Below are 22,870 nucleotides of genomic sequence, written 5' to 3'. Positions count from 1 at the left end.
GAGTCGGAACAATGCTCGCCAACCTGGCATATAGATAGCTGGCCGTTGGTTTTTTGATCTGTTTTCGGCGAGGGTTGCTCGTGATTGTTAGTCCCTGTAATGCACCAAAATTGTCTGCCAAACGGTTACGAAACGCACTGGTAACGGGCTCTGCCCTGTTTTGCCTGTTCGGGGCGGGTCAACTGTGGGCATTCAGTCTGGATGATGTGTCGGCCAAGGCAAAAGAGCTGGCCGGGCAGAAATACGAAGCTCCGCGCAGCAATCTGCCGAACGAATTTCGCGAAATGAAATTCGCGGACTATCAGAAGATTCGTTTCCGCAACGAAAAAGCCGAGTGGGCCGATCAGAACACGCCATTCAAGCTGTCCTTCTATCACCAGGGCATGCACTTTGACACGCCGGTGAAAATCAACGAAGTGACCGCCGACAGCGTCCAGGAAATCAAGTACGACCCAAATCGTTTCGATTTCGGCGACGTGAAATTTGATCCTAAAGCCACCGAACAGCTGGGTTATGCCGGTTTCCGTGTGCTGTACCCGATCAACAAGGCCGACAAGCAAGACGAAATCATGACCATGCTCGGCGCCAGCTACTTCCGCGTCGTCGGCAAAGGCCAGGCCTATGGCCTGTCGGCCCGTGGCATGGCGATCGACACTGCATTGCCGTCCGGTGAAGAATTCCCGCGTTTCACCGAGTTCTGGATTGAACGCCCAAAACCGGGCGAGAAACAGCTGGTGATCTTCGCCCTGCTGGACTCGCCACGCGCAACCGGCGCCTATCGCCTGACCCTGCGCCCGGGCACCGACACCATTGTCGACGTCAAATCCCAGATGTTCCTGCGTGACAAGGTCAGCAAGCTGGGCATCGCCCCGCTGACCAGCATGTACTTGTTCGGCGCAAACCAGCCGTCCAAGGTGCTCAACTACCGTCGTGAATTGCACGATTCCAGCGGCCTGTCGATCCATGCCGGCAATGGCGAGTGGATCTGGCGCCCTCTGAACAACCCTAAACACCTGTCGGTCAGCAACTTCGCCGTTGAAAACCCACGTGGTTTCGGCCTGCTGCAACGTGGCCGCGACTTCAGCCACTACGAAGACCTGGACGACAACTACGACAAGCGCCCAAGCGCCTGGATCGAACCTGAAGGCGACTGGGGCAAGGGTTCTGTCGACCTGGTAGAGATTCCGACCGCCGACGAAACCAACGACAACATCGTTGCGTTCTGGAGCCCGGCCGAGCTGCCGAAAGTCGGCGAGCCGCTGGACGTCAGCTACCGCCTGCACTGGACCATGGACGAGAAAGACCTGCACCCGGCCGACAGCGCCTGGGTCAAGCAGACCTTGCGCTCCACCGGTGACGTGAAGCAATCCAACCTGATCCGCCAGCCTGACGGCAGCGTGGCCTACCTGGTGGACTTCGAAGGCCCGTCCCTGAAGAACCTGCCACCGGATGCGCCAGTGCGTAGCCAGGTGAGCGTGGGCGACAACGCCGAAATCGTTGAAAACAGCGTGCGCTACAACGAGCACACCAAAGGCTGGCGCCTGACCCTGCGCATGAAGATCAAGGACGCAGGCAAGCCCACCGAAATGCGTGCCGCGCTGGTCGAAGACATCGTGAAAGCTGAGCCTGAGAAGGTTTCGACCCAGGTGCTCAAGGCCGACAAGCTGCTGGCCAAGCAACACGAAAAACAGGCCAGGAAAGACGCCAAGGAAGCGAAAGACAAGGACGCCAAGCAGCCAGAGGCTGCCCCCGCCAATCCGGAGCCGGAAAAGACCGAACACGTCCTGACCGAAACCTGGAGCTATCAGTTGCCTGCCGATGAGTAATTCTCAAGCCACGCCAGAGACCCTGTCCGAGTACCTGGCGCACCTCCCGATGACCGCAGAGCAGCGCGCCGAACTGGCGGGCTGCACCTCCTTCAGCGAGCTGCACGAACGCTTGTCGTCAAAGACTTTCGACGCACCCACCGAGGCTGCCCAAGCCTCGGTCGGCCGCCGGTTGACGCTCAATACCGCCGAAGAGCTGCAAGACGCCGAGATGCTGGCGCTTGACGCCAACGGCCGGGTTTGCCTGAAGGCCACGCCGCCGATCCGTCGGACCAAAGTGGTGCCGGAGCCATGGCGTACCAATATCCTGGTGCGTGGTTGGCGCCGGATGACCGGTCGCACCAACCCTCCGGCCCCGCCGAAGGATGAGCGCGTATTGCCGGCAGCACGCTGGCGTACCGTGGGTTCGATCCGTCGCTATATCCTGCTGGTGCTGATGCTTGGCCAGACCATTGTGGCCGGCTGGTACATGAAAGGCATCATGCCGTACCAGGGCTGGTCGCTGGTCGACTTCGACGAAATCCGCAACCAGACCCTGCTGCAAACGGCCACCCAGGTGCTGCCTTACGCCTTGCAAACCAGCATCCTGATCATGTTCGGGATTCTGTTCTGCTGGGTCTCGGCCGGTTTCTGGACCGCGCTGATGGGCTTCCTGGAGCTGCTGACCGGCCACGATAAATACCGGATCTCCGGTAAAAGTGCTGGTGACGAGCCGATTCCAAAGGATGCCCGCACCGCGCTGGTGATGCCGATCTGCAACGAGGACGTGCCCCGGGTATTTGCCGGCCTGCGCGCTACTTTCGAATCGGTAGCCGCCACTGGCGACCTGGACCGTTTCGATTTCTTCGTGCTCAGCGACAGTAACGAAGCCGATATCTGCATCGCTGAACAGCAAGCCTGGCTTGATGTGTGCCGCGAAGCCGGTGGTTTCGGCAAGATCTTCTATCGCCGCCGTCGCCGTCGCGTAAAGCGCAAGAGCGGCAACCTCGACGACTTCTGCCGTCGCTGGGGCGGTGAATACAAGTACATGGTGGTGCTCGACGCCGACAGCGTGATGAGTGGTGAATGCCTCACCAGCCTGGTGCGCTTGATGGAAGCCACGCCGGATGCCGGGATCATCCAGACCGCGCCACGTGCGTCCGGCATGGACACCCTGTATGCGCGCATGCAGCAGTTCGCCACCCGTGTTTATGGCCCGCTGTTTACCGCTGGCCTTCACTTCTGGCAGCTGGGTGAATCCCACTACTGGGGTCACAACGCTATCATTCGTATGAAGCCGTTTATCGAGCACTGCGCCCTGGCGCCGTTGCCGGGTAAAGGCGCGTTTGCCGGTGCCATCCTCTCCCACGACTTCGTTGAAGCCGCGCTGATGCGCCGTGCCGGCTGGGGCGTGTGGATTGCTTATGACCTGCCGGGCAGCTACGAAGAACTGCCGCCGAACCTGCTGGATGAACTCAAGCGTGACCGTCGCTGGTGCCACGGCAACCTGATGAACTTCCGCCTGTTCCTGGTCAAAGGCATGCACCCGGTGCACCGTGCGGTGTTCCTGACCGGCGTGATGTCCTACCTGTCGGCGCCGTTGTGGTTCTTCTTCCTGGTGCTGTCGACGGCGTTGCTGGCGGTGAACACCTTGATGGAGCCGCAGTACTTCATGGCGCCACGCCAGCTGTACCCGCTGTGGCCACAATGGCACCCGGACAAGGCGGTGGCGCTGTTCTCCACCACCATCGTGCTGTTGTTCCTGCCTAAATTGCTCAGCATCATCCTGATCTGGGCCAAGGGCGCGAAAGAGTTCGGTGGCAAGTTCAAGGTGACCTTGTCGATGCTGCTGGAGATGCTGTTCTCCATGCTGCTGGCGCCGGTGCGCATGATCTTCCACACCCGTTTCGTGCTCGCCGCGTTCCTGGGCTGGGCTGCGACCTGGAACTCGCCGCAGCGTGACGACGACTCCACGCCATGGAGCGAGGCAGTCAAGCGCCACGGTCCACAGACTCTGCTGGGCTTTCTGTGGGCACTGTTGGTGGTGTGGTTGAACCCAAGCTTCCTGTGGTGGCTGATTCCGATCGTCGGCTCGCTGATGCTGTCGATTCCGGTGTCGGTGATCTCCAGCCGGGTCAAGCTGGGCCTCAAGTCTCGCGACGAGAGCCTGTTCCTGATCCCAGAGGAATACAACCCGCCGCAAGCTTTGCTGTCGACCGAGCAATACACCCACGAAAACCGTTGGCACGCCCTCAATGACGGGTTTGTGCGCTCGGTGGTCGACCCGCAGCAAAACGCCCTGGCCTGTGCCCTGGCGACCTCGCGTCACCGTGAGGCGGAGCCAATCGAGCACTTGCGTCAGGAACGTGTGCGCCACGCGCTGAAAGTCGGCCCCGCCGGCCTCAACAACGGCGAGCGCCTGGCATTGCTCAGCGACCCGGTAGCCTTGGCTCGCCTGCATCAGCAGGTGTGGACTGAAGGTCACGCCGAGTGGCTCGGCGCCTGGCGTGCTTCGGTCAAGGCTGATCCGCACGCGCCATTGCTGCCGCTGCAACCGCTGTCGTCCCAGGCCCAACCGGCCTGATTCCGACGCCCCCGAGGGCTCACCTCGGGGGCGTTAGATGCGCTGGTCCTACAGCGTTTAGAACATCTTCTTGATAACGCTAACCCCTTGTTATTTCGAAACAAAAGACCTTTGTTCGAAGCGTATTTCCGTGCCTGTCGCTGGGGTAGCATCGCCCCCAAATTGACTAGGTCGCAGGGGGATTAATGATCAAAAGGTATTGTTTGGCGGTGCTGAGCGGCGTCATCGCATTGATTTACGCAGGCTGGTTGAGCGCTGGTGCCCTCGATGAGGCGGTTCGACGCGGTGTGCTTAAAGTCGGCACCACGCCCACCTATATGCCCTTTGAAATGAAGGACAAGCAGGGCCGCATCGTCGGTTTCGAAATCGATTTGCTGCAGGCGATGAGCCGCGCGTTGGGCGTCGAGCTTGAACTGGTCGCGGTGCCGTATACCGAGTTGTTGCCGGGGCTGATGGCGAAGAAGTTCGACCTGATCGGCAGCGGCATGACGGTGACGCAGGAGCGCAACCTCAAGCTGAACTTCAGCGACTCCTTTATTGTGGTCGGCCAGACCGTGCTGCTGAACCCCAGCCTGGCCGGCAAGATTGCCAGCATCGAAGATCTCGACGAGGCGGGTTACCGCATCGCCGCGACTGAAGGCACGACCGGCGAAGCGGCTGCGCAGCGGTTTTTGGGCGCGGCGCGCCTGAGCACTTTTACCACGCCGGAAGAAGGCGTGCGCCAAGTGGTCGAGGGCAAGGCCGACGCCTTCGTCCATGACGCACCCTACAACCTGATTGCGCTGGCCAGGCCGGAAAACCACCGGCTCTTTGCCCTTGAGCAACCGTTTACCTTTGAGCCTCTGGCGTTTGGCCTGAAAAAAGGCGACTACGACAGCCTCAACTGGATCAACCACTTCCTCAATCAAATTGCCCAGGATGGCACCTACGATCGGCTGCACGACAAGTGGTTCAAGGACACGGACTGGATGGCGGAGATCGACTAAGCGTCATAACTGCTTACACATCAATGAATTGCCGGCCTGTTGCACTGATGTGTCTAGCCCCTGCGCAGTGATGCACCATTGTGGGGCTTTTCCGATATGCGCCGATAACATTTACCCGTGAAACCTTTGTGACGGGCAACGAGTGGGTTAGGATCGCACCCCGAATGGGTGCAGCCCTTTTGCGCGCCGGCCTTATAAGAATCTTTCAGGGGACTTGATGATGAAAAAGTATCTTTCGATGCTGATGCTCGGCGTCACCGCGCTGGTCGCGGCCACTGCGGCGCATGCGGGCGCCATCGACGATGCGGTCAAGCGCGGCACGCTGAAAGTCGGCATGGACCCGACCTACATGCCGTTCGAGATGACCGACAAGCGCGGTGAAATCATCGGCTTTGAAGTCGACATTCTCAAGGCCATGGCCAAGTCCATGGGCGTCAAGCTGGAGTTGGTGTCCACCGGCTATGACGGCATTATCCCAGCCTTCCTGACCGGCAAGTTCGACATGATCGGCAGCGGTATGACCCTGACCCAGGAACGCAACCTGCGCCTGAACTTCAGCGAACCCTTCATCGTGGTCGGCCAGACCCTGCTGATTCGCAAGGACCTGGAAGGCACGATCAAGTCCTACAAAGATTTGAACGACGAGAAATACCGCCTGACCTCCAAGCTCGGCACTACCGGCGAGATGGTTGCCAGGAAACTGATCTCCAAAGCCAAGTACCACGGCTATGACAACGAGCAGGAAGGCGTGCTGGACGTGGTCAACGGCAAGGCCGATGCCTTTGTGTATGACGCACCTTACAACGTGGTCGCCGAGAAAAAAGTCGGTAATGGCAAGCTGGTGTTCCTGGAAGAACCCTTCACCTTCGAGCCCCTGGCGTTCGGCCTGAAAAAGGGCGATTTCGACAGCATCAATTACATCAACAACTTCCTGCACCAGATCCGCAACGACGGCACCTACGATCGCATCCATGACAAGTGGTTCAAGAGCTCCGAGTGGCTCAAGGACATGGAATAAGCGCTGACACCGAGTCGACTTCATCGCAGGCAAGCCAGCTCCCACAGTTGAAATGCGTTCCCTTGTGGGAGCGGGCTTGCCCGCGATGACGACATGCCAGGCGATACATCTTCGGAAACTGAAATGAAACAGAAAAAAGCCCAATGGCCCTGGCACCTGCTGACCGTGGTCGTGCTGGTTGGCCTGGCCGGCGCGTTGTACTACGCCACCTCGTTGATGTCCTACGAGTGGCGCTGGAACCGCGTGCCGCAGTACTTCGCCTATCAGGCCGAAACGTCCCAGCGCGCCGCCGACATCTCCACTGTCATTGAGCTGGTGCGCAAAGGCGATGTGGCCGAAGTGACCTTGCGCAACGACGCAGGCGCCGAGCAAAAGCTGACCGTGGCCGACAACAGCCTGCAAGTGTCACGTGGCGATGACGTGGCCGAAGGCGATGTTATTGGCGTAACCCGGCATTGGGCGCTGGGCCCGCTGATGTGGGGCTTGTGGACGACCTTGTGGTTGTCGGTGGTCTCCGGAATCCTCGGCCTGGCGATTGGCCTGGCAACCGGCTTATGCCGTTTGTCGAGCAACCCGACCTTGCGCGATCTGTCGACGATCTACGTCGAACTGGTGCGCGGTACGCCGCTGTTGGTGCAAATCTTTATTTTCTACTTTTTCATCGGCACGGTGCTCAACCTGTCCCGCGAATTCGCCGGTATTGCCGCGTTGTCGCTGTTCACCGGCGCCTATGTGGCGGAAATCGTCCGCGCCGGCGTGCAGTCCATCACCCGTGGTCAGAACGAGGCCGCCCGTTCCCTGGGGTTGAGCGCCAGCCAGTCGATGCGTCATGTGGTGTTGCCGCAAGCGTTCAAACGCGTGCTGCCGCCATTGGCTGGGCAATTTATCAGCCTGGTGAAAGACACTTCGCTGGTTTCGGTGATCGCGATTACCGAGCTGCTTAAAAGTGGTCGTGAAGTGATCACCACCTCGTTCTCGCCCTTCGAAATCCTGTTCTGTGTGGCAGGCCTGTACCTGCTGATCAACCTGCCGCTGTCGAAAATGGCCAGCCGGCTTGAGCGGAGGCTCGCGCAAAGTGATTGAAGTCCGCGATCTGGTAAAAGTCTTCGACACCCGTGGCCAGGTGGTGCGCGCGGTAGACCACGTGACCACCCAAGTCGCCAAGGGCGAAGTGCTGGTGGTGATCGGTCCTTCAGGTTCGGGCAAGTCCACGTTCCTGCGCTGCCTTAACGGCCTGGAAGAGTTCGACTCGGGCTCGGTGAGCATCGATGGCCTGCAACTGGCCGACCCGAAAACCGACGTGAATGCCTACCGCCGTGAAGTCGGCATGGTGTTCCAGCACTTCAATTTGTTCCCGCACATGACCGTGCTGGAAAACCTGTGCCTGGCGCAAAAAGTCGTGCGCAAACGCGGCAAGCAAGAGCGTGAAGCCAAGGCTTTGGCACTGTTGGAAAAGGTCGGTATCGCGCAGAAGGCCAACGAGTTTCCATCACGCTTGTCCGGCGGCCAGCAACAACGGGTAGCCATTGCCCGTGCGTTGGCCATGGAGCCCAAGGTAATGCTGTTTGATGAGCCGACCTCGGCGCTGGACCCGGAAATGGTCGGCGAAGTGTTGGACGTGATGAAGACCCTGGCCCTGGAAGGCATGACCATGGTCTGCGTCACCCACGAGATGGGCTTTGCCCGTGAAGTGGCAGACCGCGTGCTGTTCTTCGACCACGGCAAATTGCTCGAAGATGCGGCCCCGGCCGAGTTTTTCGATGCGCCCAAAGACCCGCGCGCCCAAGCGTTCCTGCGCCAGGTCCTGTAATTGAAGGCCGAGCTTCCTGTGGCGAGCGAGCTTGCTCGCCACAAGGGCCGTGAGTATCAAAGCCTGAATTTGCCCACCAGCGTCTGCAAATCCAGGCTCAATCGGGTCAACTGAACACTCGCAGCGGCCGTTTCCTCACTGGCCGCAGCGGTTTGTTCGGTGACATCGCGCACCTTCAGCACACTGCGATTGATCTCTTCCGCCACCGCGCTTTGCTGCTCGGCGGCGGCGGCAATCTGCGGGTTCATTTCCTGGATGATCGACACGGTACGCGTGATCGCTGCCAAGGCATCGCCGGCATCGCGGGTCAGGCCGACGCTGTTGTCGGTCAGGCTGCGGCTGTTGTCCATGATGTCCGCGACCTGCTGGGTGCCGGTATTCAGGCCGAGAATCAAACCCTCAATTTCTTCGGCGGATTCCTGGGTGCGCTGGGCCAGGCTGCGCACCTCGTCGGCCACTACCGCAAAACCCTGGCCGGCACTGCCCGCACGCGCCGCTTCGATGGCAGCGTTCAGGGCCAGCAGGTTGGTTTGCTGGGACACTGATTTGATCACGTCGAGCACGCTGCCGATTTTCTGGCTTTCATGTTGCAGCGCAATCATCGCCTGGCTCGAGCGCGCCATCTCATGGGCCAGATGGCCGATTTGCTCGACGGCCTGGGTCACCACTTTTTCGCCGGCGCTGGCTTCCTGGTCGGCTTCATTGGCCGCGACGGAAGCCTGCTCGGCATGCCGGGCGACCTCCTGGGCGGTGGCGAGCATTTCATTCATCGCCGTGGCCACTTGATCGGTTTCCTCCTTCTGGTCATTGACCCCGGCGCGGGTCTGCTCGGTGACGGCTGATAGCTGCGTTGCGGCACTGGCGATCTGCCGGGCGCTGTCGCCGATACCGCTGATCAGGTTGCGCAGGTTGCGGGTCATTTGCCCGATGCTCTGCTGCAACTGGCCCAGTTCATCGCGGCGGTCCTCTTGAATGTCTCGACTCAGGTCGCCGTCAGCAATGCGGTGGGCGGCGGTGAGGATCGCGCGTAAAGGCACGACTATTTGCCGCGCGATCCACCAGGCGGCCAGTACACCGAGTAGCAAGGCCGCCACGGTGACGCTCAGCAGTCGTGTGTGGGTCTGCTCGGCTTCGCTGTCACGCTTGCTGTTCTGGCCGTCACTCAGTTGATGGCTTTGCTCGCGTAAATCATTGAGTTGCTGTTCAAAGCGGTTTTGCAGGGTTTCGGTGTTGAGCTGTGCGTCCTTGAGCTTGGTCAATTGTTCGCGATAGTTGGCCAGGTCGGCTTTGAGCAGGGCCGCGTCCACGGGCAGTGCGGTCACCGCTGCTTGTGCCACGTTCAGGGCTTCGAGCGCCTGGGTGAGTGCGTCGGTGTAGGCTTGCAGCGACTCGGCCGCCCAGGCGGGGCTTTGGGCGCGATCTTCGGCCTGCTCCATGGCCTGGCGCAGGTTTTCGATAGCATCCAGAGCCTTTTCGTCTTCCTGGTTCGGTAAGTCGCTGGCGAACTGGGCGAGAGTATCGCTGGCTTGCAGCGCGGTTTTCTTGAGGGTCGGGCGGATGCTTTCGCGTTGCTCGATCAAAGCGGGCAAGGCCGCCAGCGCTGTCTTGAAGCTCGCCACCAAGCGTGTTGCTTCCTGCAGTCGCTGCAAGTCGGCCGGGTGTTTGAGGCGGCTTGAAAGGTCGGCCAGATGCTGGTCGATCTTTTCGGTCTGCCTGTGCATTTTGGCCAGGCTGCTGGCGTCCGTCAGTGTGCGGTACACAATTCTGTCAGCGCGCATGGCCTCGGCGTCAAGGGCCAGTTGCCCAAGGGTCGTCAGGCTGTTTGAGCGATAAAGCACGTCTTTCAAGGCCTGCCAGCCGGTCGCGGCGATCAGGATGCTCAAGATCAGCACTTGGCCGAAACCCAGTGCGAGTTTGAGACGGACGCTGGCGTTGACCAGCAAACGGGTCAGCCGAGGAAACATGGTGAACCTCCAAATCTGAGGAAGCATTTCGCAACAGCTGAAACGCTAAATCGATTCGAGGTTGTGGCGGGCTGATAACCGCGTAGGAAATTTCACAAGTTACGGCGGCCTTGCTCTGGCCGCCGTGTGGGGGCGGGTCAGATGCGGAAGCGCCCGACCAGAGACTGCAAATAGATCCCCAAGCGTGCCAGTTCGGCACTCGATGCGGCAGTTTCCTCACTGGCCGAGGAGGTCTGCTCAGACACGTCGCGCACATTCAACACGCTGCGGTTGATCTCTTCGGCCACAGCGCTTTGTTGCTCGGCGGCAGTGGCGATCTGCGAGTTCATCGCCTGAATGGTTGAGACCGTGCGCGTGATATTGCTCAGCGCGTTGCCGGCACGTCGGGTCAGCTCGACGCTGCTGTCGGTGAGCCCCCGGCTGTTGTCCATGATGGTCGCCACCTGCTGAGTGCCGTTTTGCAGGCCGACGATCAGCTCTTCGATCTCCTCGGTGGACTTCTGTGTGCGCTGCGCCAGGCTGCGCACCTCGTCGGCCACCACCGCGAAGCCGCGACCGGCTTCACCGGCACGCGCCGCTTCAATCGCCGCGTTCAGCGCCAGCAGGTTGGTTTGCTGGGCGACAGACTTGATCACATCGAGCACGCTGCCGATCTTGTCGCTTTCGCGCTTGAGATCGCCCATGGCCACCGTGGAATTACCGACCTCGGTAGCCAGGCGCTCAATCTGCGCGATCGCCTCACCGACTACCTTGTCGCCTTCACGGGCCTGTTGGTCCGCTGCAACGGCAGCTTCGGAGGCTTCTTCGGCGTTGCGCGCCACTTCCTGCACGGTGGCGGCCATTTCGTTCATGGCGGTGGCCACTTGGTCGGTCTCAACCTTTTGGCTGTTAACCCCGGCGCTGGTCTGTTCGGTCACGGCCGACAGTTGTTCGGCAGCGCTGGCAATCTGGGTAACACCGTCGCTGATACCGCCGATCAACTCGCGCAGGCCCAGGGTCATGCTCTGCATGGCGCGTTGCAGTTGGCCCAGCTCGTCCTGGCGGGCGGAGTTGAGGTTATGGCTCAGATCGCCCGAGGCCACACGCTCGGCGACTGTGAGGGTCTGGTTAAGCGGGATCACGATCTGGCGGGTGATAGCCCAGGCGGCGAGAATGCCGAAGATCAGCGCCAGCACGGTGGCCAGCAGCAACAGCTGTTTAGCCTGCGCGGCATCGGCATCGCGCACGGCGGTCTGGGAGGTGGTGAGTTTTTCGCTGTGCCCCAGCAGGATATCGCCTTGGGCGATCATGATTTTCAGCGCGGCGGCGCTGGCCACTTGGGAGTCACGGTACTGGCTGACCGCGGCGCGGTAGGCTTGCAGTGACACGCCGGCCTCTTGCAGGTTGGCCTGGTACTGCTCAGGCAGCTTGCCTTGCAGGTCAGTGATTTTCTTCAGGGCATTGTCGATGGCATCCAGGGCTGGTTGCTCGGCCTCGGTCTTGCCGCTGTAGGTATAACCGCGCACCTGGAAGCGCGACTGTTGGATCAACTTGCTCAGCTCGACCACGCTGTTGAACTGCGTGACGCTGTCGCCTTGCAGCAGGGTCGCTTCGATTTCGTTGATCTTGGCCACGGCGTTGTCGGCGGTGTCACCGAGTTTGCTGCGTGCACCCTCACGCTTGAGGCCGGCCAGGACCATTGCGCCAAAGGCTTTTTTGTATTGGCCCAAGGCTTCCAGCTGTTGCTCTACCAGGGCTTTGTCGCCGGGTTGTTCAATCAGCGTTTGGGCGGTTTTGAGGCCATCGTCCAGTTGCTTCAGCAGACCGTTGACGGCATCGGTGCCTTGTTCGCCCCGGCGCATTTCAAAGTCCAGGCGCGCCAGGCGCAGGTCTTTGGTCAGGCCGTTGAGGCTGGAGATAAAGCCCAGTTTGTCGCCGCGACTGATCACGTCGCCCAAGCCGGTCCAGCCGGTGAAGGTGATCAACAGCGTCAGGATCAACACCAAGCCAAAGCCTATGCTCAGCTTGCGATTGACGCTCACATTCCCCAGTTTTTCGGCTAACCAACGATACATGCTGCGATCTCCTTTGGAACAAGGCTTGGACTTATTCAGAGGCTATCGGCAGCGTAGGAAGTTTCTGTAGGTTCTCAGAACCAATGTGGGAGCTGGCTTGCCTGCGATGCAGGCACCTCGGTACATCAGGCATACCCAGGTGATGCAATCGCAGGCAAGCCAGCTCCCACTTTTTTCGGGGCAGGTCGGTGTTCAGAACAACCGGGCGAGCAGGGCGGTCACGGCGGTTTCTACGCGCAGGATGCGCGCACCCAGTTGCACCGGTTGCAAGCCGGCCTTGGCCAACAGCTCCACTTCGTAGGGGATCCAGCCGCCTTCCGGGCCGATGGCCAGGGTCACCGGTTCGTCCAGTCCACGTGGGCAGGCCGGGTAATCGCCGGGATGGCCGATCAGGCCTAGGGTGCCTGCGGTCATGGCCGGCAGGCGGTCCTCGACGAACGGCTTGAAGCGCTTTTCGATGCTGATCTCGGGCAGCACGGTGTCCCGTGCCTGCTCCAGGCCGAGGATCAACTGCTCGCGCACCGCCTCCGGCTCCAGGAACGGGGTTTGCCAGAAGCTTTTTTCAACCCGGTAACTGTTGACCAGTACCACCTTCGGCACGCCCATCGCCGCCACGGTTTGCAGCACCCGGCGCAGCATCTTCGGACGCGGCAGGGCCAGCAGCAGGGTCAGCGGCAGTTTGGTCGGCGGCGGTTGGTCGAAGCTCACTTGCAGCTCGGCTTCACCGGTTTCCAGGCGCAGCAGTTGCGCATTGCCCATCAGCCCGCCAATACGGCCGACCCGCAGGTTGTCGCCCACCACCGCGCGGTGGACTTCCTGCATATGCACCAGGCGCCGATCACGCAGGATCACCCGGTCGGCCGCGATGAAGTCGGCCTCTTCAAGCAACAGCAGGTTCACGGTTGCGTCGCTGGCGGCTGGTCGTCGTCGGCGGGTTGGTCATCCGGGTGATCGCCACGCTTGCTGATCAGGCTGCCAAACAGGATGCCAATCTCGAACAGCATCCACATCGGCACGGCCAGCAAGGTCTGCGAAAAGATGTCCGGCGGCGTGAGGATCATGCCGACCACGAAGCAGCCGATGATCACGTAAGGACGCACTTTCTTCAGGTATTTGACGTCGACCACGCCGATCCACACCAGCAGCACCACGGCCACCGGGATTTCGAAGGCCACGCCAAAGGCGAAGAACAGCGTCATCACGAAGTCGAGGTAGCTGGTGATGTCGGTCATCATTTCCACGCCGGCCGGGGTGGCGGCGGCGAAGAATTTGAAGATCAGCGGAAACACCAGGAAATACGCGAAGGCCATGCCGGTGTAGAACAGCAGGATGCTCGACACCAGCAACGGTACCGCGATGCGCTTCTCATGCTTGTACAGGCCCGGTGCAATAAAGCCCCAGATTTGGTGCAGAATCACCGGGATCGCCAGGAACAGCGAGACCATCATGGTCAGCTTCAGTGGCGTCAGGAACGGCGACGACACGTCGGTGGCGATCATCGTCGCGCCGGCCGGCAGGTACTGGCGCAATGGCGTGGAGACGAAGGTGTAGATCTGCTGGGTAAAGGCGAACAGCCCGGCAAAGATGATGAAGATGGCCGCTACGCAACGCAGCAGGCGGGTCCGCAGCTCGGTGAGGTGCGAGACCAGCGGCATATGCTGGTCGTTTTCCGGTTTATCAGCGCTCATGGGGCTCGCGGCGGCAATGTAGGGTCATGGGGAGCGGGCGACGCTACAGGCGTCGGCGCTGGCTCAGGCGGGGCGGGCGCGGTTGGCGATGCTTCGGCGGCCGGAGCAATGCTGTTTTCGGGCACAGGTTCCACCGGTTTGGCGGGCTCCTGAACCGGCGACAGAATCTTGCGCGCCTCCTGCTCCAACGACAGGATATGTTCGTTGTGCAGCTGGCGGCGGATCTCGTCGGCGCCGATTTCCCGTTCAACTTCCTGTTTGATGGCGTTGAAACTGCGTTTCAGGCGCCCGATCCACAGGCCGGCCGTGCGTGCGGCACCGGGCAGGCGTTCCGGCCCCAGTACCAGCAAGGCCACGAGGCCGACGAGCAGCAGTTCAGAGAAGCTGATACCAAACATTAGTCAGTGCTCACGAGTCTTTGCGGGTCGGCTCTTGGACTTTTTCAGCCTGCACGTCGAAGGTACGACGCTCGGTGATCGGCTGGGTGGCCTGTGGGTGTACAGGCTGCACCGGTGGTACCGGATTGGCCATCGGGTCGGCCGGTTTTTCATCGTCGTTCATGGCTTTACGAAAGCCCTTGATCGACTCGCCCACGTCAGTGCCCAGGTTCTTGAGTTTCTTGGTGCCGAACACCAGTACCACGACCACCAGAATGACGATCCAGTGTTTCCAGTCAAAAATGCCCATGCTGCAATTCCTCTGTAAAAGTTATTCAGGCGGACGGGCGCGAGGCCTTTTCTGCATGCCCGGACAAGCCGAAGCGACGGTCCAGTTCATCCAACACGGCCTGTGGGTGCTGCCCCAGTTGGGCGAGCATGACCAGGCTATGGAACCACAAGTCTGCGGTCTCGTAGATTACATCGCTGTAATCACCGCTGATTTGCGCATCTTTGGCGGCAATAATCGTCTCGATCGACTCTTCGCCAAGTTTTTCCAGAATCTTGTTCAAGCCCTTGTGGTAAAGGCTTGCGACATAGGAGCTGTCGGCGTCCGCGCCTTTGCGGTCTTCCAGCACCTGGGCCACACGGTTCAGGGTATCGCTCATGTTCAGTGTCCTGCGGAATAAATGGCGTGCGGGTCTTTGAGCACCGGTTCCACAACCTTCCACTCGCCGTTCTCGAACACGCGATAGAAGCAGCTGTGACGGCCGGTATGGCAGGCGATATCGCCGATCTGCTCGACCTTCAGGATCACCACGTCGGCGTCACAGTCGATGCGCATCTCGTGCAGGGTCTGCACGTGCCCGGACTCTTCGCCCTTGCGCCACAGTTTGCCACGCGAACGTGACCAGTAAATGGCGCGCTGCTCAGTGGCGGTGAGGCTCAAGGCCTCGCGGTTCATCCAGGCCATCATTAATACGCGCCCGGTCTTGTAGTCCTGGGCAATGGCCGGCACCAGGCCGTCACTGTCCCACTTGATCTCGTCCAGCCAGTCTTTCATGTTCGGCTCCGGCAATTTGCGACAGTGTATAACCGGATCGGCTATCGGTGCACGATCAGATAAATACCCACGGCGACCATGATGCCAGCCGGCCAATGGCCCAGTTGGTTCAGCGGCCCGCCAATCGCCAGCATCACGCCGCCGACCAAATGGGCGGCGCCCAACAGGCGCAGGAACCAGTCGTCCTTGCGCCTGTGCCACGGCGGTGCAGGGTCTTTGGCGTGGGGCTGGGACATGCGCTCCAGCAGGTCGCGGGTCATGTTGGCCAGGTGCGGCAGTTGTTCGAACTGGCTGTGCAGGTTGCCCAGCAGGGTTTTCGGGCTGACGCGCTCGCGCATCCAGCGTTCCAGGAACGGCTGCGCGGTGTTCCACAAGTCCAGGTCCGGGTACAACTGGCGGCCCAGGCCTTCGATGTTGAGCAAGGTTTTTTGCAGCAGTACCAGCTGCGGTTGCACTTCCATATTGAAGCGCCGCGCGGTCTGGAACAGACGCATCAGCACCTGGCCGAAGGAAATATCTTTTAACGGTTTTTCAAAGATCGGCTCGCACACCGTGCGGATCGCGGCTTCGAATTCGTTGAGCTTGGTTTCGGCCGGCACCCAGCCCGAATCGATGTGCAACTGCGCCACGCGGCGGTAATCGCGCTTGAAAAAGGCGAACAGGTTGCGTGCCAGGTAATCCTGGTCTTCCGGGGTCAGGCTGCCGACGATGCCGCAGTCGATCGCAATGTATTGCGGGCTCCACGGGTTGACGGTGCTGACGAAAATGTTGCCCGGGTGCATGTCGGCGTGGAAGAAGCTGTCGCGAAACACCTGAGTGAAGAAGATTTCCACGCCGCGCTCGGCAAGCATCTTCATGTCGGTGCGCTGGTCGGCAAGAGTGGCGAGGTCGGTGACCTGCACGCCGTAGATGCGCTCCATCACCAGCACTTTGGGACGGCACCAGTCCCAATACACCTGCGGCACGTACAGCAGCGCTGAACCTTCGAAGTTGCGTTTGAGCTGGCTGGCGTTGGCCGCTTCGCGCAGTAGGTCGAGTTCGTCGTAGATGGTTTTTTCGTAGTCGGCAACCACGTCCACCGGATGCAGCAGGCGCGCATCGGCGGAGAAACGTTCGGCGGCGCGGGCGAGGATAAACAGCCACGCCAGGTCCTGGCCGATGATCGGCTTGAGGCCGGGGCGAATCACCTTCACCACCACTTCTTCGCCGGTCTTCAATTGTGCGGCATGCACCTGCGCCACCGAGGCCGAGGCCAGTGGCTCGACGTCGAAACGGCTGAACACCTCGCTGATCTTCTTGCCCAGTTGTTCTTCGATCAGCTTCATCGACTGCTGGGAATCAAACGGCGGCACGCGGTCCTGCAACAGCATCAGCTCGTCGGCAATGTCTTCGGGCAGCAAATCGCGGCGTGTCGAGAGGATCTGCCCGAACTTGATAAAGATCGGCCCCAGGTCCTGCAACGCCAGGCGCAGGCGCGCGCCACGGCTCAGTTCCAGCGGTTTGCGCGGGAACCAGCGCCACGGCAACACATAGCGCACGGCCAGCAAAAACCACGGCAACGGCAGGGCGAACAGCAGGTCATCGAGGCGGTAGCGGATTACGACGCGCTGGATACGAAACAAACGGCGGACGGCGAGCAGCTTCATGCGTTATCGCTTGGATCAAGGGAACGGCTCAGGCGCTCGAAGCGTGCCTCAAGGCGTTCCAGGTCGATTTTGGCCTTGTCGAGTTCGCGAAAGCGCGCTTGCGCTTCCCGTTCTCCGACCAGGGTGCGCGATTCTTCGCTCAGGTATTCGGCGAGGTTCTGGTTGAGGCTGGCGAACCCTTGCTGGTACCAGCGCGAGCGGCTGCGCAGGTGCCCGCTGATCAGTTGGGTGGCCACCGGACCAATCCAGCGTGACAGCTCGTATTCCCAATCCAGTTCCAGGTCTTGCAGCACGGCGGCCAGGTCCATCAGCACGGCGCTGTCGCCTTCCAGCTCCACGTCGGGGCTGTGCAGGATCGCGGTCTTGTTGCGGCTCAGCGCCAGGTGCAACAGGCTCGAGGCGGGTGCGCGCAGGGTGCAGTCGGCCTCGGCGGCCCAATCGCCGGCGAGCAGCAGGCCTTCATCGCTGGGCAGGATAAACAGCTGCAGGGCGGGGCTGGTGCAATCGACGGCAATAACCTTGCCGTTCAAGTGCGCAAGCCGCGCCAGGGCGGTGCTGTCCAGGCGCAGGACACGGTTGATGCCGTGTTCGACGCTGGCGAGGAGGCCTGCGAACAGCATCAGGGCTTGATGCCGCGGTGCAGGGCGACGATGCCTGAGGTCATGTTGTGGTAGGTCACGCGGTCGAAACCGGCTTCTACCATCATCGACTTCAGGGTTTCCTGGTCGGGGTGCATGCGGATCGATTCGGCCAGGTAGCGGTAGCTCTCGGCGTCATTGGTGATCAGCTTGCCCATCAGCGGCATGAAGGCGAACGAGTAGGTGTCGTAGACCTTGGACATCAGCGCGTTGGTCGGCTTGGAGAACTCCAGCACCAACAGGCGGCCGCCCGGCTTGAGTACGCGTAGCATCGAGCGGATGGCGTCCTCTTTATGGGTCACGTTGCGCAGGCCGAAGGCGATGGTCACGCAGTCGAAATGGTTGTCCGGGAACGGCAGCTTTTCCGCATCGGCCTGGACGAACTCGATATTGCCGGCCACACCTTTATCCAGCAGGCGATCACGGCCGACCTTGAGCATCGAACCGTTGATGTCCGCCAGCACGACCTGGCCGGTCGGGCCAACCAGCTTGGAGAACTTGGCCGCCAGATCGCCCGTGCCGCCGGCGATGTCGAGCACGCGGTTGCCGGTGCGTACACCCGACAACTCGATGGTGAAGCGCTTCCACAGGCGGTGCATGCCGCCCGAGAGTACGTCGTTCATCAGGTCGTACTTGGCCGCAACGGAGTGGAACACCTCAGCGACTTTTTCCGCTTTCTGGCTTTCCGGAACGTTCTTGAAGCCGAAGTGAGTGGTGGGTTCGGCATCGCTGCCTTTGCGCTGATCAGTCATATCGCTGTCACCAAAAGAGAATGCGGGACATGATAATCCCCACCGCCTGCTTTGTCTTGGCAAGGCTGAAGGTAAGATAGGTGTTCATCGAGACCTTTTGCCGCATGGCAGGTGTTCTGAGTCGATATAAAGAGGAGTCATTGCAATGGCCCGTATTACCGTTGAGCGTGCACATTCCCTGGGTAAAGAAGGCGCGCGCGCGAAGGCCGAGAAGTTGGCGCACAAACTCAAGGAGCAATATGGCCTGGAGTCATCGTGGTCGGGCGATAGCCTGAACCTCAAGCGTTCGGGGGTTAAAGGCACGGTGTTAGTCGCCGATGAATCGCTGCGCATTGATGTTGAATTGGGCCTGTTGATGTCGGCCATGAGCGGCACCATCAAGTCTGAAATCGAGAAAGCCCTGGATAAGGCGCTGGCCTGATCAATGTGTTCTTAGGGTGCCGATTCTAATTTTCCAGCCTACTTTGTGCCCAAGCCCTCAACTCCTGCGGGCCGTTCCTCGACCCTAATCTGCGTGAGGTGCACCATGGCCAAAGTTATTTTGAAGAAAAAAATCGACCTTCAGTCCACTGCCCTGAGTGACGTTAAAAGCTACGCCCGCAAGATCTGGCTGGCAGGACTTGGCGCCTATGCCAAGGTCGGCAGCGAAGGCGGCGAGTACTTCAAAGAGCTGGTTAAGACCGGTCAACATGTTGAAAGTAAAGGCAAAAAAGTTGTGGTTGAACAACTTGATGCTGCCAACAGTCAGATTGACCAAGTAAAGAGTAATGTCTCCAGCGTCAAAGGTTTGGTTGAAGTTCAACTGGATAAAGTTGAAAAAGCTTTTGACACGCGTGTTGCGAGTGCCTTGAATCGAATCGGCATTGCGTCTAAACATGACGTGGAGACACTCTCTGCTAAGCTCGAAGAGCTGACGACATTGCTAGAACGTGTCGCGCGTAAACACTAAGGAGACATCGGGATGGCTGTTAAAAAGACTACTCAGAAAGAAGGCAGCTCGTGGATCGGGGAGGTTGAAAAATATTCCCGTAAGATCTGGCTTGCTGGTTTAGGCGTGTACTCGAAGGTTAGCAGTGACGGCGGCAAATACTTCGAGACATTGGTCAAGGACGGCGAAAAGGCCGAGAAGTTGACCAAGACCACGGTTGGTAAAAAAGTTGAAGCGGCCAAGGCCACTGCCGGCTCTGCCAAGTCGAGCATTTCTGACACTTGGGGCAAGTTGGAAGAAACCTTCGACAAGCGTCTCAACAGTGCCATTTCGCGACTGGGCGTGCCCAGCAAAGCGGAACTGAAGACGCTGCACAGCAAGGTCGATACCCTGACCAAGCAAATCGAAAAACTCACCGGCGCTAAAGTGGCTCCAGCCAAAACCGCCGCCGCTAAACCGGCTGCCAAGCCTGCGGCTAAAACTGCGGCTGCTAAACCGGCTGCCAAAACCGCCGCCAAGCCTCTGGTTAAAGCGGCCGCCAAGCCAGCTGCCAAACCTGCGGCCAAGGCCCCGGCTAAAGCTGCGGCAAAACCCGCTGCAAAAACCGCAGCTGCCAAACCGGCTGCCAAGCCTGCAGCAAAACCCGTGGCCGCTAAAGCTGCTGCCAAGCCTGCGGCTAAGCCGGCTGCCAAAGCAGCAGCAAAACCAGCGGCCAAGCCTGCGGCTAAAACCGCCGCTGCCAAACCTGCTGCCAAGCCGGCCACTGCGAAACCTGCAGCCAAGCCAGCCGCCGCTAAAGCCGCTGCCAAGCCTGCTGCAGCAAAACCTGTGGCTGCCAAGCCTGCGGCAAAACCTGCCGCCGCGAAGAGGCCAGCAGTAGCCAAGAAGCCAGCAGCGCCCAAGCCTGCTGTTGCGGCCAAGCCTGCAACTCCAGCGCCAACCGCTTCTACAGCCAATTCGGTGTCCGCACCGACACATGCTCCTGCCGCCCCGACTGCAACGCCGGTAACCCCGACGCCATCCAGTCAGTCCTGATTTTTTCAGGGCACAAAAAACGCCCGGCCTGTGAAGGTCGGGCGTTTTTTTATGGAAGTCTCATATACACCGCATTTCCAATGTGGGAAGCGGGCTTGCCCGCGATGGCGGAGTGTCAGCCACCCAGGTATTGGCTGATAAATTGCTATCGCGGGCAAGCCCGCACATTTTTAATCGATATCATCCAGGTATTTGAGCGCAAACCGCTCAGTCGCCTGCCGCGCCGGCAACAACAGATGCGGCGCGACCAGCATCATGACCTGGTACACCACCACCCGCACCTCGCCCTCGCGGTCGAGAATCCGCTGGTAGTCCAGGGAAAACAGCAGGGTCATGGTGATCTGTTCCACCAATTGCCCCAGTGCCTGGGTGTCACTGACCAACTGTCCCGCTGCCTTCAGGCGCGCAAGCAGTGAAGCCAGGGTGCGCTTGAGCGCCGTGAGCAAGTTGCGAATGCCCTTGGCCAGCTTTGGCAGGCGCCCGGCCAGGTTCGACAGGTCCTGGAACAGGAACCGGTAGTGGGCCATGCGCTCGATGATCAGGTGCAGGAACAGCCAGTAATCTTCGGGTTTGAGTTGCGCATCTGCCGGCGGGTCGAGCAGCGGCGCCAGTTCATTCTGGAAACGCTCGAACAACCCGAGCACCAAGGGCTCCTTGCCATGGAAATGGTAATAAAGGTTGCCGGGGCTGATCCCCATTTCATTGGCCACCTCCATGGTCGACACGTTCGGTTCGCCCTTGTGGTTGAACAACTGCAGGGCACATTCAAGGATACGGTCGCGGGTCTTCATCCAGTCTTCTTAATGTGATCGTTGAGCTCAGCGCACCCGCACGTAAGTGCCTGGCGCCGCTTCCATCGGTGGGTAATTCTGGTTGCCCAGGGCGGTGAGTGTTTCGCGTTGCACGCCCGAACGTTGCTGGATCCACGCAAGCCACTGCGGCCACCAGCTGCCTTCGACGTGACTGGCGTCGTAGTACCAGGCACGCGGGTCGCTGCTCAGCTTGGGGTTCTCGACGTAGTTGGCCTTGGGGTTGCCCGGCGGGTTGAGGATGCTCTGGATATGCCCGCTGTTGGACAGCACAAAGCGCCGCTCGCCGCCCAGCAGTTGCGTGGAGCGATACACCGCGTCCCACGGCGTGATGTGGTCGTTGATCCCGGCCACGCTGAAGCTGTCCACTGTGACCTTCTGCAGGTCGATGGGCGTGCCGCACACCTCAAGGCCACCCGGATGGCTGAGCGGGTTGTGCTTGAAGAAGTCCAGCAGGTCGCCATGCAACGCGGCGGGCAGACGCGTGTTGTCGTTGTTCCAGTAGAGGATGTCGAACGCCGGCGGTTCTTTGCCCAGCAGGTAATTATTGATCCAGTAGTTCCAGATCAGGTCGTTGGGGCGCATCCAGGCGAAGACCTTGGCCATGTCTCGACCCTCCAGCACGCCTTGCTGGTAGGAGCGGCGCTTGGCGGCTTCCAGGGTCTGTTCATCGGCAAACAAGGTGGCGGGGCTGTCGATCTGGCTGTCCAGCAGGCTCACCAGGTAACTGGCGCTGGAGATGCGCCGCAGCTGGCGCTTGGCTTGCAGGTGGCCTTGCAGCGCGGCGATGGTCAAGCCACCGGCGCAGGCGCCCATCAGGTTGACCTCACGGGCACCGGTGATTGCCCGGCACACGTTCAGCGCTTCCTCCAGCGCCGCCACATAGGTGGACAGGCCCCACTCGCGGTGACGCACATCCGGGTTGCGCCAGCTGACCATAAACGTCTGCAGGCCGTTTTTCAGGGCGTACTGCACAAAGCTGTTGGCGGGGCTGAGATCGAAGATGTAGTACTTGTTGATTTGCGGCGGCACGATCAGCAACGGCTTGGCGTACTGCTTTTCGCTCATGGGCTTGTACTGGATCAGTTCCAGCAGCTCGTTGCGAAACACCACGGAGCCCGCGGTCGTTGCCACCGTTTTGCCCACTTCAAAAGCGTGTTTGCTGACCTGGCTGGGCAGGCCGTTGTTGTGCAACAAATCGTTAAACAAATTACTCACGCCGCGCACCACACTGTTGCCGCCGGAGTTGAGCAGCTCCTTGATGGCCAGCGGGTTGAGCAAGGTGTTGGAGGGCGAGACGGCATCGTTGATCAGCGAGAAGGCAAAGTGCGCGCGGGCGCGGTCATCGGCGCTCATCGAGCTGTCGTCGATCCAGTGACGCGTTTGTTTCTGCCAGCTCAAATAGGCTTGCAGGCTGCGCCGGTACAGCGGATTAAGCGTCCAGGTGGGGTCGGCGAAGCGGCTGTCAGCGGGGTTGGGGGCCTGTACGGTTTCACCCAGCAGCACGCGACCGAGTTGGCCGCCCAAGGCCAGGGCGTGCCGAGCGGTGTACAGCGGGTTGCGCAAGCCATGGTTGGCGACACTGCGCAGGGTCGCCAGCAAATCGCGGCCCCGCAGGCCACTGATCGCATTTTGCGCGTTGATGAACGCGGCCGGGGTGGGCGCCGGGTTCGTCACGGGTCTTTCTCGCATGAGCCAACACTCCTTCGTCAA

21 protein-coding genes and 2 pseudogenes are annotated in these 22,870 nt (G+C 60.3%); 9 read left to right on the top strand and 14 right to left on the bottom strand.

Features of this window, described 5'->3' with window-relative positions:
- Window positions 1–137 precede the first annotated feature (137 nt).
- The 6 genes and pseudogenes from ACQY47_RS12775 to ACQY47_RS12750 all read left to right on the top strand — a co-directional run bounded on the left by ACQY47_RS12775 (window position 138) and on the right by ACQY47_RS12750 (window position 8,203).
- Window positions 138–1,826 carry a glucan biosynthesis protein G gene (locus ACQY47_RS12775; RefSeq protein ID WP_169986745.1) on the top strand — a complete coding sequence of 563 codons (1,689 nt, stop codon included), beginning with the start codon at window positions 138–140 and terminating at the stop codon, window positions 1,824–1,826.
- Window positions 1,819–4,463 (top strand): annotated as a pseudogene (mdoH, locus tag ACQY47_RS12770) (glucans biosynthesis glucosyltransferase MdoH). The gene ACQY47_RS12775 and the pseudogene mdoH overlap by 8 nt, the downstream one beginning before the upstream one ends.
- A 111-nt stretch (window positions 4,464–4,574) precedes the next feature.
- Entirely contained in the window at window positions 4,575–5,375 is an 801-nt protein-coding gene (locus ACQY47_RS12765) for a transporter substrate-binding domain-containing protein (protein WP_428557198.1), read from the top strand.
- Window positions 5,376–5,595: 220 nt separating this feature from the next.
- The gene (locus ACQY47_RS12760; protein WP_099549483.1) at window positions 5,596–6,393 is read left to right on the top strand and encodes a transporter substrate-binding domain-containing protein; all 798 of its coding nucleotides are present in this window, start codon (window positions 5,596–5,598) and stop codon (window positions 6,391–6,393) included.
- Window positions 6,394–6,516: 123 nt separating this feature from the next.
- Window positions 6,517–7,476: an amino acid ABC transporter permease gene (locus tag ACQY47_RS12755; RefSeq protein ID WP_017138598.1), complete on the top strand. Its 960-nt coding sequence runs from the start codon at window positions 6,517–6,519 to the stop codon at window positions 7,474–7,476.
- Window positions 7,469–8,203, top strand: coding sequence for an amino acid ABC transporter ATP-binding protein (locus ACQY47_RS12750; protein ID WP_017138597.1), 735 nt, complete (start codon window positions 7,469–7,471; stop codon window positions 8,201–8,203). The genes ACQY47_RS12755 and ACQY47_RS12750 overlap by 8 nt, the downstream gene beginning before the upstream one ends.
- A 56-nt stretch (window positions 8,204–8,259) precedes the next feature.
- On the opposite strand, the gene ACQY47_RS12745 is transcribed toward ACQY47_RS12750, so the two are convergent.
- The 12 genes and pseudogenes from ACQY47_RS12745 to ubiE all read right to left on the bottom strand — a co-directional run bounded on the left by ACQY47_RS12745 (window position 8,260) and on the right by ubiE (window position 18,385).
- Window positions 8,260–10,167 (bottom strand): methyl-accepting chemotaxis protein, encoded by a 1,908-nt coding sequence (locus tag ACQY47_RS12745; protein ID WP_428557197.1) that lies wholly within the window; start codon window positions 10,165–10,167, stop codon window positions 8,260–8,262.
- 137 nt (window positions 10,168–10,304) lie between these two features.
- Window positions 10,305–11,018 (bottom strand): methyl-accepting chemotaxis protein, encoded by a 714-nt coding sequence (locus tag ACQY47_RS12740; protein ID WP_407073964.1) that lies wholly within the window; start codon window positions 11,016–11,018, stop codon window positions 10,305–10,307.
- Between the two features lie 144 nt (window positions 11,019–11,162).
- A pseudogene (locus tag ACQY47_RS12735) lies at window positions 11,163–12,221 on the bottom strand (methyl-accepting chemotaxis protein); the annotation flags it as partial.
- Between the two features lie 192 nt (window positions 12,222–12,413).
- Window positions 12,414–13,121 carry a 16S rRNA (uracil(1498)-N(3))-methyltransferase gene (locus ACQY47_RS12730; protein ID WP_428557196.1) on the bottom strand — a complete coding sequence of 236 codons (708 nt, stop codon included), beginning with the start codon at window positions 13,119–13,121 and terminating at the stop codon, window positions 12,414–12,416.
- On the bottom strand, window positions 13,118–13,909 hold the full coding sequence (gene tatC, locus ACQY47_RS12725; protein WP_056860635.1) for a twin-arginine translocase subunit TatC: 792 nt from the start codon (window positions 13,907–13,909) through the stop codon (window positions 13,118–13,120). Before tatC ends, ACQY47_RS12730 begins: the two co-directional genes overlap by 4 nt.
- Window positions 13,906–14,307, bottom strand: a complete 402-nt coding sequence (gene tatB / locus ACQY47_RS12720) for a Sec-independent protein translocase protein TatB (RefSeq protein WP_428557195.1) — start codon at window positions 14,305–14,307, stop codon at window positions 13,906–13,908. Before tatB ends, tatC begins: the two co-directional genes overlap by 4 nt.
- 10 nt (window positions 14,308–14,317) lie before the next feature.
- The gene (locus tag ACQY47_RS12715) at window positions 14,318–14,596 is read right to left on the bottom strand and encodes a twin-arginine translocase TatA/TatE family subunit (RefSeq protein ID WP_017138591.1); all 279 of its coding nucleotides are present in this window, start codon (window positions 14,594–14,596) and stop codon (window positions 14,318–14,320) included.
- Between the two features lie 25 nt (window positions 14,597–14,621).
- The gene (locus ACQY47_RS12710; RefSeq protein ID WP_017138590.1) at window positions 14,622–14,954 is read right to left on the bottom strand and encodes a phosphoribosyl-ATP diphosphatase; all 333 of its coding nucleotides are present in this window, start codon (window positions 14,952–14,954) and stop codon (window positions 14,622–14,624) included.
- Between the two features lie 2 nt (window positions 14,955–14,956).
- Window positions 14,957–15,349, bottom strand: coding sequence for a phosphoribosyl-AMP cyclohydrolase (hisI, locus tag ACQY47_RS12705; protein ID WP_012721796.1), 393 nt, complete (start codon window positions 15,347–15,349; stop codon window positions 14,957–14,959).
- A gap of 41 nt (window positions 15,350–15,390) precedes the next feature.
- Window positions 15,391–16,995 carry a ubiquinone biosynthesis regulatory protein kinase UbiB gene (gene ubiB, locus ACQY47_RS12700; protein WP_428557194.1) on the bottom strand — a complete coding sequence of 535 codons (1,605 nt, stop codon included), beginning with the start codon at window positions 16,993–16,995 and terminating at the stop codon, window positions 15,391–15,393.
- A complete protein-coding gene (locus tag ACQY47_RS12695; protein ID WP_017138587.1) occupies window positions 16,992–17,615 on the bottom strand; it encodes a ubiquinone biosynthesis accessory factor UbiJ in 624 nt (207 codons plus the stop codon). The genes ubiB and ACQY47_RS12695 overlap by 4 nt, the downstream gene beginning before the upstream one ends.
- A complete protein-coding gene (gene ubiE, locus ACQY47_RS12690) occupies window positions 17,615–18,385 on the bottom strand; it encodes a bifunctional demethylmenaquinone methyltransferase/2-methoxy-6-polyprenyl-1,4-benzoquinol methylase UbiE (RefSeq protein ID WP_003171186.1) in 771 nt (256 codons plus the stop codon). The genes ACQY47_RS12695 and ubiE overlap by 1 nt, the downstream gene beginning before the upstream one ends.
- Window positions 18,386–18,530: 145 nt before the next feature.
- Here ubiE and ACQY47_RS12685 point away from each other — a divergent pair, with 145 nt between their 5' ends.
- The 3 genes from ACQY47_RS12685 (at window position 18,531) to ACQY47_RS12675 (ending at window position 20,348) form a co-directional block, all read left to right on the top strand.
- Window positions 18,531–18,806, top strand: a complete 276-nt coding sequence (locus ACQY47_RS12685; protein WP_017138585.1) for a polyhydroxyalkanoic acid system family protein — start codon at window positions 18,531–18,533, stop codon at window positions 18,804–18,806.
- Between the two features lie 105 nt (window positions 18,807–18,911).
- Window positions 18,912–19,334, top strand: a complete 423-nt coding sequence (locus ACQY47_RS12680; RefSeq protein ID WP_017138584.1) for a phasin family protein — start codon at window positions 18,912–18,914, stop codon at window positions 19,332–19,334.
- Between the two features lie 12 nt (window positions 19,335–19,346).
- On the top strand, window positions 19,347–20,348 hold the full coding sequence (locus ACQY47_RS12675; protein ID WP_428557193.1) for a phasin family protein: 1,002 nt from the start codon (window positions 19,347–19,349) through the stop codon (window positions 20,346–20,348).
- A 170-nt stretch (window positions 20,349–20,518) separates the two neighbouring features.
- Here ACQY47_RS12675 and ACQY47_RS12670 read toward each other — a convergent pair whose 3' ends face one another.
- Window positions 20,519–21,139, bottom strand: a complete 621-nt coding sequence (locus tag ACQY47_RS12670; RefSeq protein ID WP_017138582.1) for a TetR/AcrR family transcriptional regulator — start codon at window positions 21,137–21,139, stop codon at window positions 20,519–20,521.
- Window positions 21,140–21,166: 27 nt separating this feature from the next.
- Window positions 21,167–22,849 (bottom strand): class II poly(R)-hydroxyalkanoic acid synthase, encoded by a 1,683-nt coding sequence (phaC, locus tag ACQY47_RS12665; protein ID WP_017138581.1) that lies wholly within the window; start codon window positions 22,847–22,849, stop codon window positions 21,167–21,169.
- Window positions 22,850–22,870 lie beyond the last annotated feature (21 nt).

The organism is Pseudomonas edaphica (assembly GCF_965277385.1).
In the GTDB taxonomy this organism is placed as follows: Bacteria; Pseudomonadota; Gammaproteobacteria; order Pseudomonadales; family Pseudomonadaceae; genus Aquipseudomonas; species Aquipseudomonas edaphica.
Note: the sequence above shows the minus strand (reverse complement) of the source record. Positions and strands in the feature narration are given on the sequence as shown.